Source organism: Streptomyces sp. TAA486 (genome assembly GCF_000426165.1).
In genome coordinates this window covers 1-15,212 of record NZ_AUEV01000016.1, presented here as the reverse complement: position 1 = coordinate 15,212, position 15,212 = coordinate 1, and the positions used below count along the sequence as shown (strand labels likewise).

Below are 15,212 nucleotides of genomic sequence, written 5' to 3'. Positions count from 1 at the left end.
CGGGCGTGGGGGAAGGGTCATCGCGGCGGTGACGGAGGGCTCAGGTCTTCTTCTGTCCGCCAGCCTTTGCACGCGAGGCGCTCGTGGTCTTCTTGGCGGTGGTCTTCTTGGCGGTGGTCTTCTTCGCGGTGCTCTTGCTCGATCCCTTCTTCGCCGTCCTCGAGCCGTTGCCCGACCTGGAGGCAGCTCGCTTCGCGGTCCGCTTCTGCGTCCGGGCCACGTCCGTGTCCTCGGCCTCGCCATCCATGTCCGCAGGCCGTGGCTGCGTCAGCCACACCGCCGCGGCGCCCACCACGGCCACCGGCCACTCGACGACACCCGCCACGCCGAGGATCCCCGCCCCCGTGTACGCCGCAACGCGCCTGGCACGCGGCGAAACGATTCCAACGGTGTCCAGCATGTCGTCGAAAACCCCCCTGACACGCTCCGACCCAGGGACTCTCTCGGCAGCAGTCCTCATCGTTCGCATCGGATACATGACCGTCTCCTGAACCTGCTGCTGCTTGCCATTCGAGCGTGTTGAACCGGAACGGTCAGGCATGGGAACTCTCCGTCCTCGAGAAGGGTGAGGCGTTGAGAGGCGATAACACGGCTCACTCTTCGTAGCCTTACCTGGACAAATGGGACCGGCAAGCCCTGCGCATCTTCATGCGGCCGAGCGAGGTAACCGGAGCCACGCTCCGGCCTCGTCCCGCTGTCGGAGCCGCGCCCGCTGGCGTCGCCGTCGGCTGCCCCCCCCAGGCGCAGTGGCGCAGTACTGGGGGACGAGCGGCGGGCCGCTCGCCGCAGGTGCCGGGGCGGACGAGGGACGGTGACGTCCTGACGCCGAGCGTGTCGCCGAGGCCTTCTGCCCTGGCGGCAGGAGCCGGGCACCGGACTCGGCCGGGCCGGGCGTCAGAAGCGGTCGATGACCGCCTTCTTGGCCGCGCTGAACTCCTCGTCGGTGAGGATGCCTTCGCGGTGCAGTTCGCCGAGTTCGCGCAGGCGCCGCAGCAGCCGGTCGTGGTCCGCGGCGGTCGAGTCACCCGGTGTCTCCGCCGGGCCCTCGCCCCCGTCCTTGACGAGGTACGAGGGAAGCGCGTCAGCGCCAGCTCCCGCAGATGGCTTCGCTCCGGCCGGATGAGGAAGCCGGGCGGTCACCGCGGCGGCCAGCAGGACCGAGCCGCCTGTCTCGCGGGCCTGCCGAATGCCCCACAGCATCAGGCAGGTCGGGTCATGTTCCGGCTTGAGGACGGCGTGCCCGCCCTTCGGGCGGAAGCGCAGCGAGCCGTTTTCCCAGCCGATCGCGGGCGTCCACTCCACACCGTCCAGTTCGTCGAGGGCGAAGATGCTCGGGCCTCTGTGCGACTTGCTCTCGTTGGCCATCCAGTTCCACTCCAGCTGGACGCGCTCGCCGTCGAACGAAGCGGTCCCGTCGGTGCCGCCCGCCGTGAGCGGAACCGGGGGCCCGGGCAGCAGATAGCGGTCGCTGGGCGTGTCCGGCACCTCGTCCAGCAGCAGGGTGCGGCGGAGTTCCTCCACGAAGTACTCGGCGACGCCGGTGCGGTCTTTCTCCACCGGCAGTTGGTACGGGTCCGAGGCGTCCGGCAGGCGCCCGCTCGCCACCTGTGCGAGCGGGTCGGCTCCCTCCCGTAGCCGCAACCGCAACCGGCCGCCCTTGCGGCCCGGCTCGTACGCGATGCCGGAGATCGCTGTGATCGGTACAGCCACTTCGCCCAGCACTTTGCGCAGCGGGTGCATGTGTTTTCCCATGGCAGGCACGATCCGCAGTGTCTCGCCGTCGAACGTCCACGTGCCGGTGCGCTGGATGATCTCCGCCATGCGGCGATTATCCGACGCCCGGTCAGGCTTCGGCGAGCAGCATGCTCAGGTCGAGAGCCGGTGCGCTGTGGGTCAGGGCACCCACCGAGATCACATCCACCCCCGCTTCGGCGATGGGACGGATGCGTTCCAGGGTGATCGCGCCGGAGGCCTCAAGAAGGATGCCCTGGCCGTCCGCGATGCTCGCGCGTGCCTGGACCACCTGCTGGATCTTCTGCACAGGCATGTTGTCGAGCATGATCCAGGACGTGTGGGCGCGGAGGGCTTCCACCGCCTCTTCCACGGTCTGCACCTCGACGTCGATCAGTACGTCCCTGCCTTCCTCCGCCATCCCCTTGCGGACGGCGGCGATCGCCGCGGTGACGCCGCCCGCTGCCGCGATGTGGTTCTCTTTCAGCAGCACCATGGCCGACAGGTTCAGTCGGTGATTGCCGCCGCCGCCCACCGCGACTGCGTACTTGTCCAGGGCGCGCAGCCCTGGTGCCGTCTTGCGGGTGTCGAGAATCCGCACCGGAAGATCGGTCACGACCGCGACGTAGCGGCGCGTCAAAGAGGCGATGCCGCACATCCGTTGCAGCAGGTTCAAGGCCGTCCGCTCACCGGTGATCAGACTGCGTGCCCGTCCGGAGAGTCGGACCAGGACGTCCCCCGGCTCCACCTGGGAACCGTCCGCGACGCGCTCACGCACCTCCACCTCGGGGTCGACCTGAGCGAAGACCGCCGCGATGACGGACGCCCCGGCAGCCACTCCGGACTGCCGGGTGATGATCTCAGCCTGTTCCGGCAGGTCTGCCGGAACGCTCCACCTCGTGCTGATGTCGTCGTCGGCGGCGTCCTCCGCCAGGGCCAGGGTGACAACAGCCTTCACGGCCGCTTCGGGGAACTCCATGGATCTCGGCATCTCGCAGCGGCCAAGACGCGGTTGATCAGGAACTGATCCGGATGCCTGCAGATCTCCCTTCGGGGGGCTTGCGTGGTCAGGACTGTGCCGACAGTCCGAGGTGCTACTAAAAACGTAGCAAGGGAGTCCGGAGATGAACAACCGGCGGAGTACGGGGCCTTCCGTCAAGCCCGGAACCCCACCGGCGGAGGTCGCCGGACCCAGGACCCAGGCCCTGTCACCCCCTTACGGCGAAGACACAGAACGGCTGCTTCGCAAGCTGATGCCGCCGCAGTCGGACGTCGAACCCCTGCTGCTGTTCCGGGTGTTCGCCCTGCATCGTGACTTGTTCGCTCGACTGGGTCCGCTGGCGGCCGGTCTGCTCACGAAGGGGCTGCTGCCTGTCCGTGATCGGGAGGTGGTGATCAGCCGGATCACGGCCCGCGCCGGTGCGGAGTACGAGTGGGGTGTGCACGCGGCGCTCTTCGGCCCCGCCGTCGGCCTGGATCAAGGGCTGCTGGACGCGCTCGCCACGCGGCCGGCCGACGCTCCCGCATTCGACGAGCGCACTCGGCTCCTGGTCACCGCAGTCGATCAGCTGCACGACGAGGCGACCTTGAGTGCCGACGCCTGGACTCGCCTTCGTGGGCTGCGCGGTTTCCCCGGATTCGCTCTTCGCCGGGCTGCCTATCCAACGCTTATGGGATCGGAGCCGCCGTCGAGGCCCAAGAGGGCCTCGACGGCGGCTTCTTGAACAGGCCTCGTGGGATCGCCCTCTGACTTGACTTCAGGCCAACCCGGGCAGGGGCAGTTGAGGTCGGTGGCGGAGTCGGATCTGCTCTGAGTCCATCGTTCGGACCAGGCCTGCAGCAGGACGAGTGCCTCTCAGAGGTCCTGGTCCAGAGGGGTCAGCTGCTGAGCCTTGTCAGGGGCGTGTTCCGCCAGGCCGGCCGAGCGCAGTTCGCGGAGGCGAGTGGTCAGGACGGTCGGCGATACGTCGTCGCACTGCTGCTGCAGAGCACGGAAGGCGACAGGGTCATTGCGCAGTTCCCGCAGAATGCGAAGAGTCCGGCGTCAGCAGGTCGAAGGCGGCCATGATCGGTCGTCCGGTCTGCGATCCGCGTACGGACCTGCCAGGAGCGGGGGTGTCTTCAGCTGGGATGGGCGCATCGCTCATCTCTCAATGCTCCCCGATCTGCAGTGTTGCGCTACGGGAAAGGTAGCGGCATGCTTGTGCTACTAAAAAAGTAGCAACGGAGGTTGAAGTGCCCGATCGCCAGCGTCATGAGTGTGACGCGCCCCAGGCCGAAGGAGATGCGACCTCGTCATCAGCGAGCAGCGGACCGCGGATGTCCCCGGTGGCGCCTCCCTATGACGACGACACGGAACGGCTGCTGGCCAAGTGGATGCCGCCCGAGGTGGAGATGGAGCCACTGCTTCTCTTCCGGCTCCTCGCTGTACATCGTCAATTGGCAAGCCGCATGCACCCGATGGCATCCGGCCTCTCAACCACGGAGCACTGCCTCCGCGTGACCGGGAAGTGCTGATCAGCCGGACCACCGCACGCGCCGGCGCCGAGTACGAGTGGGGCGTTCACGCGGCGGGTCCCGGCCTTGAAGCCGGCCTCGATCAGGATCTGCTCGAAGCGTTCGTGACTCAGCCGGCTGAGGCCGCCGTCTTCGACGAGCACACCCGACTGCTGGTCACCGCCGCGGACGAGCTCCACGATCAGGCCACGCTCAGCGAGAGCACCTGGCTGAAACTGCAACAGGCCTACGATGACGCCCAGTTGGTGGAGCTTCTCCTGCTGACCGGCTGGTATCGAACCCTGTCAACGGTGATGACCTCGGTGGCGCTTCCGTTCGAGGCATGGGCGGCACGCTTCCCCGCAGGCAGCGGGACGTCCTGAGGCGGTCCGGCACGCCCAACTCTGCGGCACAGGGACAGAGAGCAGGTACGTTCATGGTCGCCGGCAAGCGAACGCCCAGCCGCCTTCCGGTGCGGTAGAAACGGCAACCTCAGACGAGAGGCAGGGAGCCTGTGCCGGTGATCGACGCATGGATGCAGCACCCCACACTCCGGCACTCCAACCACGAGATGTTCGAGTCGTTGCGCCGGTGGACGGGACTGGAGTTGCTGGAGGAGCCGTTGCCGGTCCAGGCCACGATGGCTGCGATGTCCGCGGCGGAGGTCGAGATCGCACTGTCCGCAGCCTGGTACGGCCCGCAGGGGCCGCTGATCAGCAACGATGAGGTGGCCGAGTTCGTTGCACAGTCCGACGGGCTGCTGCGCGGCGTAGCCGGTGCCGACCTCACTCGCCCGGTCAGGGCTGTGCGAGAACTGCGCCGCGCGGTGGAGGAACTCGGTTTCGTAGCCCTGCGAATCGTGCCCTGGCTGTGGCAACTCCCGCCCACCGACCGGCTCTACTACCCCCTGTACTCCGCCTGCGTCGAACTCGGAATCCCCTTCTGCACCCAGGTCGGTCACACCGGTCCGCTGCGACCGTCCGAGACCGGCCGCCCCATCCCGTACATCGACCAGGTTGCCCTCGACTTCCCCGAACTGACCATCGTGTGCGGACACATCGGCTACCCGTGGACCACGGAGATGATTGCGGTGGCCGACAAGCACGCCAACGTCTACATCGACACCAGCGCCTATACCACCCGCCGCTACCCGCATGAGCTGGTCGACTACCTACGCGGCCGCGGCCGCAGCAAGGTCCTGTTCGGCACGAACTACCCGATGATCACTCCTTGTCGGGCGCTGGAACACCTCGGTGAACTCGGCCTGGACGACGAGACTGCCGAACTGTTCCTGTCCGGCAACGCACGAAGAATCTTCGCCCTCTGACCACGCCCACGATCAGAGGCGGTCTGCTCTCGAGTCCCTGAGCCCGTCCGGCAGTTGGCGTCGGTGGTGCCTGGCGATCCGCCTGAATACTGGACGGCGCCTTGGGCGAACCGCCAGACCACCGGTTCAACCTGCGGCTGACGGGTGTGCCGGCCGGGGGCCTGGCAAACGATGGCTTGGTCAGGCGCCTCTTCCCACCGCTGCGTCGAGCAGGGGACCGAGCTCCCGGGCCATGGTCGTCAGGGCGCGGACGTCCCGCTCGGCCCGGGCCATGAGAATGGCCCCTTCCAGTGCACCGATCACGACTGTGGCCAGGGCTTCGGCCCGCTCCTCGGGCACACCCATGTCCGCCAGGGCCTGGGCCACGGACCCGGTCCAGGTGGTGAAAGCGGCGGATGCGGCCTCGCGTGTGGACACCGTGGACTCCGCGCAGTCCACGGTGGCAGCGGCGACGGGGCAGCCGCCCGCGAAGCCGGCCGTCCGGTACTCATCGGTCCACTGGCGCACCATCTCGGCGAACAGCTCGCTGGGCTTCGGCTCGGGCAGTGCGGCAAGAAAGCGCGCAACACGATCGCCCGCGTACCGTCCCGCCCAGCCCACCGCCTCGTTGACGAGTTGCTCCTTGCCGCCGGGAAAGTAGTGCTGAAGCGATCCGCGGGGCGCCCTGGCGTGCGCGGCGACGTCACGCATCCCCGCTGCGGAGACTCCGTCGCGCCGGATGAGCTGAGCCGCGCTGAAGACCATCCGCTCTCGTGGCCCACGTTCCGACGTGGTCATCTCTCGCCCTCCCGCTGCTGCTCAAGAGTTTTCGGTGGCACTCTATGACAGCGGTCATAGGCCGTACTACTATGACCACTGTCATAGAGGGGCCGACGGCTCGCGAACCTGCGGAGAAGCAGCGACGGCTCGATCCGGGTGCCGGTCAGAGACGGCGGTGCATCGTGTACGTGGGTTTCATCGGCCTCGGAGTCATGGGACAGCCCATGGCGCTCAACCTTGCCCGGACCGGGACACCGCTCGTCGTATGGAACCGCACCACGGCCCGGTGCGAAGCCCTGAGGGAGGCCGGAGCCGAAGTCGCGGCGAGCCCCGCCGAGGTCTTCGATCGGGCCGGTGTCGTGATCCTCATGCTGGCCGGCGAGTCGGCGATCGATGCGGTTCTGGGGCGGGGCACACCGGGTTTCGCCGAGCGAGTCGCCGGACGCATCGTCGTCCACACGGGCACGACATCGCCGGATTACTCGGCCGCATTGGAGGCCGATATCCGTGCCGCGGGCGGGCAGTACGCCGAAGCGCCGGTCTCGGGATCCCGAGTCCCCGCCGAACAGGGGCAGTTGGTGGCGATGCTGGCAGGCGACGAAGCCGCCGTGGAGACCGTACGGCCCCTGGCCGCCCCCATGTGCCGTGAGACGTTCGACTGCGGCCCGGTCCCAGGCGCCTTGTTGATGAAACTCTCGGTCAACCTGTTCCTGATCACGCAGGTCACCGGACTGACAGAAGCCTTCCACTTCGCCGACCGGCACGGGCTCGACCAACGCCGGTTCCTGGACGTCCTGGAGGCGGGCCCGATGGCGAGCCCTGTCTTCCGCATGAAGGTGCCCAAGCTGCTGGACCGTGACTTCACCGTGCAGGCGTCGGCCAAGGACGTCCTGATGAACAACCGGCTGATCGCGGAAGCCGCCCGCAAGGCCGACCTGGCCTCCCCTCTCCTCGATGTCTGCCACACCCTCTTCGACGAGACCGTCGCGCAGGGCCACGGCGGCGAGGACATGGTCGCCGTGCTGCGTGCGCTGGAGGCCCGAACCGACGGCACGCGCCCGCACGTTGCCGCACAGCGGATGTGACGGGACGTCGGCGCCGCCCGAAACGCAGCCAGGCCTGACCTGAGCCGGGCCGCCGCACTGCGCGGCATGAACCATCGGCTGAGGCCCGCACGGTGGTGGTTGTCAATTGCGCAGTGGTCGAACTCGGAGGACGAGTGCCGCGCCACGCCGCAGCGTTGCAGGGCAGGAAGTAGCTCCCGACAACCTCACCGTCACGGAAGGAGATTGCTGATGGTTCGCGACGTCGAGACCCATCAGGCCGGTGGCGCGCCGTCCTCGGTGACCGCGGCGGCGGCCGGGTCGAGCACCCGGGAGAGGAAGGTGCGGGTGCGCTGATGCTGCGGGTCGCCGATCACCCGGCTCGGGGTGCCCTCCTCGACGATGACGCCGCCGTCCATGAAGACCACGCGGTCCGCGACTTCGCGGGCGAAGCTCATCTCGTGGGTGACGACCATCATTGTCATGCCCTCATCGGCGAGACGGCGCATGACGGCGAGGACGTCGCCGACGAGTTCCGGGTCGAGTGCGGACGTCGGCTCGTCGAAGAGCATCAGCTCCGGCTCCATGGACAGGGCGCGTGCGATGGCCACCCGCTGCTGCTGACCGCCGGAGAGCTGGGCCGGGTAGACCGACTCCTTCTCGGAGACCCCCACCCGCTGCAGATTGGCCCGACCGATCCGCTCGGCCTCGTCCTTGGTGCGCCCCAGGACGCGCCGTTGGGCGATGGTCAGATTGTCCAGCACGGACAGGTGGGGGAAGAGATTGAAGCTCTGGAAGACCATGCCGACGCGGCGCCGGACCCGGTCGATGTCCACGTCGGGGTCGGTCAGTTCGGTGCCGGACAGCGAGACGGTTCCCGTCGTCGGCTCCTCCAGCAGGTTCACGCACCGAAGCAGCGTCGACTTGCCTGAGCCGGACGGGCCGATGACGCACACGACCTCACCGGGGCGCACCGTGACGTCGATGCCCTTGAGGACCTCGAGCTCGCCGAAGGACTTGTGCAGCCCCGCGACGCGGATCGCGACCTCGTCCGCCTTGTGATCGGTCACCTGGGTCACCTGGCCTTCGCGGTACGTGCCTCGAGTCGCCGAACCAGGTGGCCGAGCGGGAGGGTGATGATCAGGTAGCACAGCCCGGCGACGAGAATCGGGGTCAGACTGCGGTTCTCGTTCAGTGCGTCACGGCCGAACTTGGCCAGCTCGTACTGGCCGAGGGAGAGACCGAGGAGATAGACAAGCGAGGAGTCCTTGGTCAGCAGGATCAACTCGTTGGTCAGCGGCGGCAGGACGATCCGGAACGCTTGCGGGATGACTATCGAGCGCATGGCCCGGCCCTGCGACATGCCCAGTGAACGGGCCGCTTCCACCTGGCCCCTGGGCACGGCCTGGATGCCGGCCCTGATCGTCTCCGCCATATAGGCGGCGCCGACGAGGCCGAGGGCGAGCATCACGGTGACGTACTGGTTGATGACGACCTGGAAGGCGATCGGGACGCCGAAGCCGAGTGCGATGAAGACCAGCAGTGCCGGCACACCGCGGAAGAATTCGATGTACACCGTCGCCAGCCACCGGTAGGGCGGCACAGACGACAGCCGCATCAGTGCCAGGATCAGGCCCAGCGCGAGACCGAAGCCGAACCCGAGGAGGGTGTAGACGACGGTGTTGACCAGAGCGGTGGTGATGATGTCGGGGAACTGGGCCTGCGCCACGTCGAGGTCGAAGAAGGCGCGGCGGATCTCGCCCCAGTTCGCGCCGAAGGCCACGGCGGCCACGACAAGAGCCAGCACCCCGTACTGGACGCCCCGGACGGCCCGCGTCCGCTGCCGGCGGGACATGGACATGTGGTGTGCACTCCTCAACTGCTGCCTGCTCGGGGGCATTTCCCGGTCTTCGGGCCGGATCGGGGCCTACTTCTCGGGCGCGGTGCCGAACCACTTCTTGTAGATCTTGTCGTACGTGCCGTCGGACTTGGCCTTCTTCAGCGCCTCGTTGATCTGCTTGCGCAGGGCGGAGTTCCCCTTGCGCACGCCGAAGCCGTACTGCTCACCGGTGTCGAACTCGGCCGCGACATCCGTGTCCGGGTTCTTCTTGACGTAGTCGTAGAGCACGCCGTTGTCGTTGATGCCCGCGGCGACCTGGCCGGACTTGACCGCGGTGAGCAGCAGGGCGACATCCTCGAACTGGACGAGCTCGACGCCCTTCGGGGCCTGCTTCTTGGCGTACTCCTCACCGGTGGTGGAGGCCTGGACGCCCAGCTTCTTGCCCTTGAGGTCCTCCAGCGAGGAGTACTTGGCGCCCTTCTTGACGATCAGGGCCTGCGTGGCCTCGAAGTACGGCGCCGAGAAATCCAGGTTCTTCTTGCGCACGTCGTTGATGGTCATGCCGGCGGCGGCGGCGTCGCACTTGTTGGCGTTGAGGTCCTCGCCGGACTGGATGCCCTCCCAGGGCGTGTCCACGATCTTCTGATCGACCTTGAGCTTCTCGGCCACCAAGTCCATCATGTCGACGTCGAAGCCGACGATCTTGCCCGACTTCTTGAACTGGAAGGGTGCGTAGGGCAGATGTGTGCACACCGTCAGCTTGCCCTGCGCGACCAGCTGGACCTTCGAGCCTCCCGCCCCGGCCCCGGAGGACTTGGTGCTGGTGCAACCAGCCACCAGGCCGGACGCCAGGACAAAGGGGAGCGCCACTGCGACCGGACGAATCGGGACACGCGCAGACACCTTTGAGCCTCCAGCAGGGTCGTTCGGCAAAGCCGTACCCGAAAGGGTGAGTTGCGCTGCATCCTTGCATCACGCGCCGACGTTGTCGCTGGTGAAAAAATTGCGACCGGATAACGAACCCCGCTGAACGCCCTGGCATGATGCCAAGACTCGGGACCGCACCTCAGCGCTCGTGCATTCCGTCAGCGCTCGTGCATTTCCGTCAGTCCAGGAACGGAAGACGTTGTACGCGATCCCGGCCCCGGTGTACTGACACCACCTCGCAAAACAGCTTGTCCGCCTTTGCGGTGAAGGCGCCCGTCATCTCGCGGGCCTACGGTGCGCCGTCCTCCCTCCCCAGTTCGGCCCGAACCATCAGGGCACGGCCGTCGTGTTCGAACCGGAGGGGGGTCCAGCCCATCACCCGGTCCGAGAGCTATGCCGGAGCGTCTCCGATGACCCACACCCGTTCAGCCGCGTCCACCGGGCCCAAGTGGGCGGGTGTTGTTGTTGTTGTGTCCTGGGGGGCCCAGGGTTCCTCCGCGGCGGGTGCCGCAGCTGTTTCTGTGCCGGTGGTGGCTGCTTGTGGGCGAGGGGAGTCGCGGCCGGGTGTGGCTTTCTCGATCGACTTCAGCCATGCCACTTGCCAGGGTTCGGGTAGCTGCCGTGCGATGCCTGCCGCGGGTCTGGCCAGTACATCGGGGTGCGCCGCGATCGCATGGGTGGCGCCTTGGACCAGGTGCGGCTGTGTGGAGATCGCGCGCGCTACGGCTGCAAGGCACTGCCGCCGCTGATGCGGGGAGAATCCGGGGGAGGGGAGCACAGTGTCGAGGAAGGTGCCGCCGGAGGTCTCTTCGGCATGTTCGATCAGTGCCGCCGTCACAGCCGCGGGACCCGCCGGGGCGAAGTAGGCCCCGTCCACTGCGGGATACACATCCGCGGCCGCACGCCGCAGTCTGAGGAGCGTGTCCGCGTGCAGTGGGCAGGGTGCGTCCCGGTGGTGGAAGTCCCATGCGGTGCGTATGACGGCGTCGGCCTCTTCCTTGTCCTGCGCGCCGGCCATGCCCTGCACGGTGATCAGTGTCCGCAGCAGCTCCGGGGAGACGTCGGTCAAATCCTCGATTGCCGCGGCTCGCTGCACGTACTGCAGTTCGTGGTCGAGGAGCGTCACGGTGGCGGGATGGTCGTCGGTGGGTTCGCCGGGGGATTGCAGCAGTACGCCGGCCAGGGCGTCCATGTGGACGGCCCAAACCCCCGGCACGCCCCTGCCGTCGCCTTCCCTGGCGCCGCGTGCGCCGGTGTTGCCTTCGGTGCTGTGCTTGTCGGGGGTGGGGAGTGCTGCGCGCCGGTCGGCGGCTTCGTAGGCGTCCCAGTCGTCCTGCACGCCGGCGCGGTGGAGGGTCAGGATGTGTTTGCTGAAGCTCAGTTCGGCCAGTTCCTGTACCTGGGCGGGCGTGTAGTGCCGGTAGATGGCGCGGGGGTTGAGGACGACCGATGTCCCGGTGGTCGCGCCCGGGTGGCGGGCTTTGAGCTGTTCCCACCAGCCGCGGGTGGAGCGGGCCGTCAGCAGTACCCGTATCCGCCGCCCCGGGGGCGCTTGATGGCCCGTGAGCGCGGTCAGCAGTTCCTCGACCTGTTCGAGACGGCTTTCGGCGTCGTCGATGACGATCAGCGCCGGGCGCGTCAGGTGCCGCAGCATCTCCCACGGGGCGGGGTGCCATGCCGGCACCTGGGAGAGGAATCCTGCCGTCCAGGGAACGTCCGGGCCGCTGGGATCGGACTCGGTCTCCGCGCGCCGTTCCGAGAGGCGGCGTGCCAGCTCTGTGCTCAGCCGTGTCTTGCCGGACCCGGCCACGCCCTCCAGGACGGCGACGTCCACCGCCTGAGGTGTGTGGCACCAGCCGGACAGTGCGCCGATCTCGGCATCCAGCCCCAGGAAATCCACGACTTCGGACCGGGCCGAGAGCAAGTACGAGGCGGCCGCGACGGGTTGGGGCCGTCCGTCGAAGAGCCCGGCCAGGTCCGCGGCTTCCAGCCGCGGCCTGATCCCGCCCCCGGCTGCGGCGATGATGTCGCAGAATCCCCGGTCCTCCAGCAACTGCCGCGCAGGCACCGCCTCCAGACGCCCGTGGCTCCATCCCGCGGGAGGGTGCGCGACCACGCCGATGAGCAACTCCCCGCAGAAGACGGCTGCTCCGGCCATGCCCCGCCAGGGGGAGCCCTCCCCGCGCAGGTGCTCCGGCGGCTGGTGATCTATCTGCAGGCTGTAGAGACGGGAGGCAGTCTCGACGCTGCTGATCCGCCCCGCCACACCCTGCGGCTGCCCGAAGCCGAACGGGGCTTCCCTGCCGGCGGGTTCGCCGAAGATACGCAGCATCGCCTCGCGCGGCAGCCCGACCGCGCAGCACTCCGGCCGCGGCGCGGGCGGCTTCGTACACGCCGGCTCCCCCCACCGCACCGGCGGGAATTCCTGCCCCAGATCGCGCGGCCGGCACCGCAGCAGGGCCGTCTCCCCGCGCTGCCAGGCCAGTTCGGCATGCACCCGCGGTCCGTCGGTCGCGTGGTTCGAGATCTGCACGATGCGCGGCTCGTTCTCGAAGCCGGGGGTGTACTCGACGAGGTGACGGGCGGTGAGGATGACACCGGGGGCCACCACACAGCCGGCCCCGGCCCGTCCCGCGTATTCCACCGAAGCAATGCGATTCCACACGACGGCGCCCCCTTTTTTTTGCGGCGGCCGGCTGCCCGGAACCTCACCCGGCCTGGTCAGCGATCTTCTGCACACGCCCCTTTGCCGGCGGAGTTGGACAGACCCCGCAGGCACATGGTTCGCTGACACCTTTACCACCGCAGGAGGCCGGTTAACTGCGCATGCGCGAACTTCAATAATTCATTCCGCGCCCTGCCGCAAAGAATGTCCGCTGTCTCCGAAATGCAACCGGATAACGCATTTCAGCATTTCATGTGGAGAGCCCCCCGCCGGAACATTCCTCCCTCCATTCGGAACTGCGCCGCACACAGCGGCCCGCCCACCGGGATGCGGCACCTCACGGCACCTCACGATGCCACTGGATGCCGCAGTGAATTCCGCCCCGGCCCTTACAGCCCGGCCCTTACAGCCCGGCCTTTACAGCCCGGCCTTTACAGTCCTGCCCCGGCTTCTGACGGTCCCGGCCGCCCGCCCGTGGGCGGCAAACGATGCGGCCCCGTCCACCGCATGAGGCTGCGTCACACGAGCCATCGGCATGTGACGCCGCGCCACATCGCGGCCGGGGCCGCTGCCAGTGCGGGGTCTCAACGGTGAGGGCTGATCACCGCGCCGACCATGGCGAGGGTGCCGTTCGTGGCCTCGGCCCGCTTGCCGCGCCGGGCCCGGGAAACCGGACAGGCGTCGCGCGCCTGGTTTCGAGGAACCCCGCCGGCGCCGGCCCGCTGGAAGCCGACTGGTCACCGGCAAGGGCAAGATCGGCTACGCGCCTGCGCCGAGCGAGGAGAAGCTCGGCCATTGAGCCGTCTCGGGCCGGCGCCGCCATGCCTGGATCTCATCCGCTGCGCGTGGGATGAACGTGCTGCGACGGCCGCTTCCGCGATCGCCGTCTCGCCCTCCATGCAGGCACCGACACCGGAATGTCACCACTCTCGCGCTGCTCACCGACAGTGGGAACCCGCGGCCGCTGCATCGCCTTTGCCTTCAGCAAGGCCCTCGCCACGGCCCCCGCAGCTTCCCCGGCGCGGGCTGTGCAAGACGGCCACGCCCTGGCGTGTGCCGCGGTCGGTCAGTGCTGCAAGCCCGCTGTGAATGCCCCCGGGCCCTCTTGTCCCTGGCTGGAGAACCGGAGCAGACCCGGGCATCACCCAACCCGCCCGCATCGGCACCCGAGAGGTCAGCACCTTCGTTCACACTCACGCCTCTGCAGAGGTGTCGTCTCCCACGCCTGTCCTGCGACCCACCCGGGCACGCCACCGCCTCGGCCCCGGCGGGCCTGTTCTGCATCCACCACCCCGGCGGCAACCCCTGCTCACAAGGCGCGGGTTCGGTCGGGCGTCGTTCCCGAGACGTCGGCGGGGCGCCGCCTTCGCAGCGAACTGGGCAACGGTCGGGACCGTGCAGTCTGCGTGATGCCCGGCAGGTCGCAGAATCGGACGAGGCGGCCCACCGGCACGGCACCGTTCTGCTGCGCGGCCGCCATCCCCTCGTCTGCCACCCGCCGGAACAGAACCGTCCGAGAAATCAGGGGGATAAATCCAAGGGTAATTTTTGCTAGTGTCCCGGGGGGAGGTGGTGGCGGAAATGGCCACGGAGGAAGAGCTGTTCGCGTCGGTGGACGAGCTCCTGGAGCAGGAGCCGCAGCTGCCGCCACCCGCGGAGCGCGCCCGGTTGCGGGAGGCTGCCGGGGTCACTCAGGCGCGGTTGGCGAAGGCTTTGAAGAGCACGTTGCAGACGGTGAAGAACTGGGAGAACGGCCGGTCCGAGCCACGCCCGCCGCGGCTGGCCGCATACCAGCGACTGCTGGAGGGCTGGGCGGCCAAGTACCCGGCCAAATATCCCCCGGCCGGCACCGTCCCTGGGCCCGGTACGGCGGCCGCACCCCCCACGACCACCCACAACGCCCCCACCCCCGCACAAACTCCTCCTCCACAGGCCGCTGCCGGGACGAGCGGGAACAGCATCGGCCGCACCCCTGCCGCCCCGGCAACGGCCCCGGCAACCGCGCCGGAACCCCAGCCGGCACCCGCACCCGCACCGTCCACACCGCAGCGCCCGGCGGCCCGCAAACACCCCACCCCCACCCCCACCCCCACCCCCACCCCCATCCCCAATCTGGGCGTATCCCCGTACCAGTCCGGGCCGTTGGCGGTGCTGGACGGTGACGGGACCGCCTACGGCATCGACGGCCTCGTGCTGGACTGCCCGGCCACCACCCTCCCGGAGCTGGTGGAGTGGACCCTGGCCGAGTCCCACCTGGGCGCCCCGCGGCTGCACCGAAACGGCCGCGACGCCGACCCGCTGATCGTCCTCACCGCGCCTGCCGTATCCCGCTTCGGACTGCCGGAGCGCCTGGAGGGATTCACCCAGCGCCGCGCCCTGCGCCTGGAAGAGGACCACCCCATCGTCCAGCAGATCACCCGCGCC

Annotated in this window: 14 protein-coding genes; 5 read left to right on the top strand and 9 right to left on the bottom strand. The window is 68.5% G+C overall.

Annotated elements, in window-relative coordinates; translation table 11 throughout:
- Positions 1–40: 40 nt before the first annotated feature.
- The 3 genes from I004_RS39890 to nadC all read right to left on the bottom strand — a co-directional run bounded on the left by I004_RS39890 (position 41) and on the right by nadC (position 2,710).
- Positions 41–400 (bottom strand): hypothetical protein, encoded by a 360-nt coding sequence (locus I004_RS39890; protein ID WP_051345293.1) that lies wholly within the window; start codon positions 398–400, stop codon positions 41–43.
- Between the two features lie 494 nt (positions 401–894).
- Positions 895–1,821: a DUF4429 domain-containing protein gene (locus I004_RS0121420; protein ID WP_028437186.1), complete on the bottom strand. Its 927-nt coding sequence runs from the start codon at positions 1,819–1,821 to the stop codon at positions 895–897.
- A 22-nt stretch (positions 1,822–1,843) separates the two neighbouring features.
- Complete coding sequence (gene nadC, locus I004_RS0121415) at positions 1,844–2,710, bottom strand: carboxylating nicotinate-nucleotide diphosphorylase (RefSeq protein WP_028437185.1); 867 nt, start codon at positions 2,708–2,710, stop codon at positions 1,844–1,846.
- A gap of 145 nt (positions 2,711–2,855) precedes the next feature.
- On the opposite strand from nadC, the gene I004_RS35260 reads away from it, so the two are divergent.
- Positions 2,856–3,455, top strand: coding sequence for a carboxymuconolactone decarboxylase family protein (locus I004_RS35260; RefSeq protein WP_051345292.1), 600 nt, complete (start codon positions 2,856–2,858; stop codon positions 3,453–3,455).
- Positions 3,456–3,586: 131 nt separating this feature from the next.
- Here I004_RS35260 and I004_RS40430 read toward each other — a convergent pair whose 3' ends face one another.
- On the bottom strand, positions 3,587–3,718 hold the full coding sequence (locus tag I004_RS40430; RefSeq protein WP_486580173.1) for a hypothetical protein: 132 nt from the start codon (positions 3,716–3,718) through the stop codon (positions 3,587–3,589).
- Between the two features lie 523 nt (positions 3,719–4,241).
- Between I004_RS40430 and I004_RS35255 the strand changes: the two genes are divergently transcribed.
- Together I004_RS35255 and I004_RS0121400 are read left to right on the top strand one after the other, a co-directional pair.
- A complete protein-coding gene (locus tag I004_RS35255) occupies positions 4,242–4,610 on the top strand; it encodes a carboxymuconolactone decarboxylase family protein (protein WP_486580164.1) in 369 nt (122 codons plus the stop codon).
- Between the two features lie 137 nt (positions 4,611–4,747).
- The gene (locus tag I004_RS0121400; RefSeq protein WP_486580163.1) at positions 4,748–5,554 is read left to right on the top strand and encodes an amidohydrolase family protein; all 807 of its coding nucleotides are present in this window, start codon (positions 4,748–4,750) and stop codon (positions 5,552–5,554) included.
- A gap of 180 nt (positions 5,555–5,734) precedes the next feature.
- Here the strand turns inward: I004_RS0121400 and I004_RS0121395 are convergent, their stop codons facing one another.
- Positions 5,735–6,331: a TetR/AcrR family transcriptional regulator gene (locus I004_RS0121395; protein ID WP_028437183.1), complete on the bottom strand. Its 597-nt coding sequence runs from the start codon at positions 6,329–6,331 to the stop codon at positions 5,735–5,737.
- 164 nt (positions 6,332–6,495) lie between these two features.
- On the opposite strand from I004_RS0121395, the gene I004_RS0121390 reads away from it, so the two are divergent.
- The gene (locus I004_RS0121390) at positions 6,496–7,398 is read left to right on the top strand and encodes an NAD(P)-dependent oxidoreductase (RefSeq protein WP_028437182.1); all 903 of its coding nucleotides are present in this window, start codon (positions 6,496–6,498) and stop codon (positions 7,396–7,398) included.
- A 233-nt stretch (positions 7,399–7,631) separates the two neighbouring features.
- Here I004_RS0121390 and I004_RS0121385 read toward each other — a convergent pair whose 3' ends face one another.
- The 4 genes from I004_RS0121385 to I004_RS0121370 all read right to left on the bottom strand — a co-directional run bounded on the left by I004_RS0121385 (position 7,632) and on the right by I004_RS0121370 (position 12,767).
- Positions 7,632–8,426, bottom strand: coding sequence for an amino acid ABC transporter ATP-binding protein (locus I004_RS0121385; RefSeq protein ID WP_037977245.1), 795 nt, complete (start codon positions 8,424–8,426; stop codon positions 7,632–7,634).
- A 5-nt stretch (positions 8,427–8,431) separates the two neighbouring features.
- The gene (locus tag I004_RS0121380) at positions 8,432–9,217 is read right to left on the bottom strand and encodes an amino acid ABC transporter permease (protein ID WP_028437180.1); all 786 of its coding nucleotides are present in this window, start codon (positions 9,215–9,217) and stop codon (positions 8,432–8,434) included.
- Positions 9,218–9,283: 66 nt separating this feature from the next.
- Positions 9,284–10,066 carry a basic amino acid ABC transporter substrate-binding protein gene (locus I004_RS0121375; RefSeq protein WP_028437179.1) on the bottom strand — a complete coding sequence of 261 codons (783 nt, stop codon included), beginning with the start codon at positions 10,064–10,066 and terminating at the stop codon, positions 9,284–9,286.
- Positions 10,067–10,514: 448 nt separating this feature from the next.
- The gene (locus I004_RS0121370; protein ID WP_158677066.1) at positions 10,515–12,767 is read right to left on the bottom strand and encodes a trypsin-like peptidase domain-containing protein; all 2,253 of its coding nucleotides are present in this window, start codon (positions 12,765–12,767) and stop codon (positions 10,515–10,517) included.
- Positions 12,768–14,369: 1,602 nt separating this feature from the next.
- On the opposite strand from I004_RS0121370, the gene I004_RS0121365 reads away from it, so the two are divergent.
- Positions 14,370–15,212: helix-turn-helix domain-containing protein (locus I004_RS0121365; protein WP_028437177.1), on the top strand; the 843-nt coding region annotated here is incomplete at its 3' end.

Bases quoted from the DNA above. Each gene is read 5' to 3' on its own strand.
- I004_RS35260 (WP_051345292.1), top strand. From the start codon at position 2,856: ATGAACAACCGGCGGAGTACGGGGCCTTCCGTCAAGCCCGGAACCCCA.
- I004_RS0121380 (WP_028437180.1), bottom strand. From the start codon at position 9,217: ATGTCCATGTCCCGCCGGCAGCGGACGCGGGCCGTCCGGGGCGTCCAG.
- I004_RS0121395 (WP_028437183.1), bottom strand. From the start codon at position 6,331: ATGACCACGTCGGAACGTGGGCCACGAGAGCGGATGGTCTTCAGCGCG.
- I004_RS0121420 (WP_028437186.1), bottom strand. From the start codon at position 1,821: ATGGCGGAGATCATCCAGCGCACCGGCACGTGGACGTTCGACGGCGAG.
- I004_RS39890 (WP_051345293.1), bottom strand. From the start codon at position 400: ATGCTGGACACCGTTGGAATCGTTTCGCCGCGTGCCAGGCGCGTTGCG.
- nadC (WP_028437185.1), bottom strand. From the start codon at position 2,710: ATGGAGTTCCCCGAAGCGGCCGTGAAGGCTGTTGTCACCCTGGCCCTG.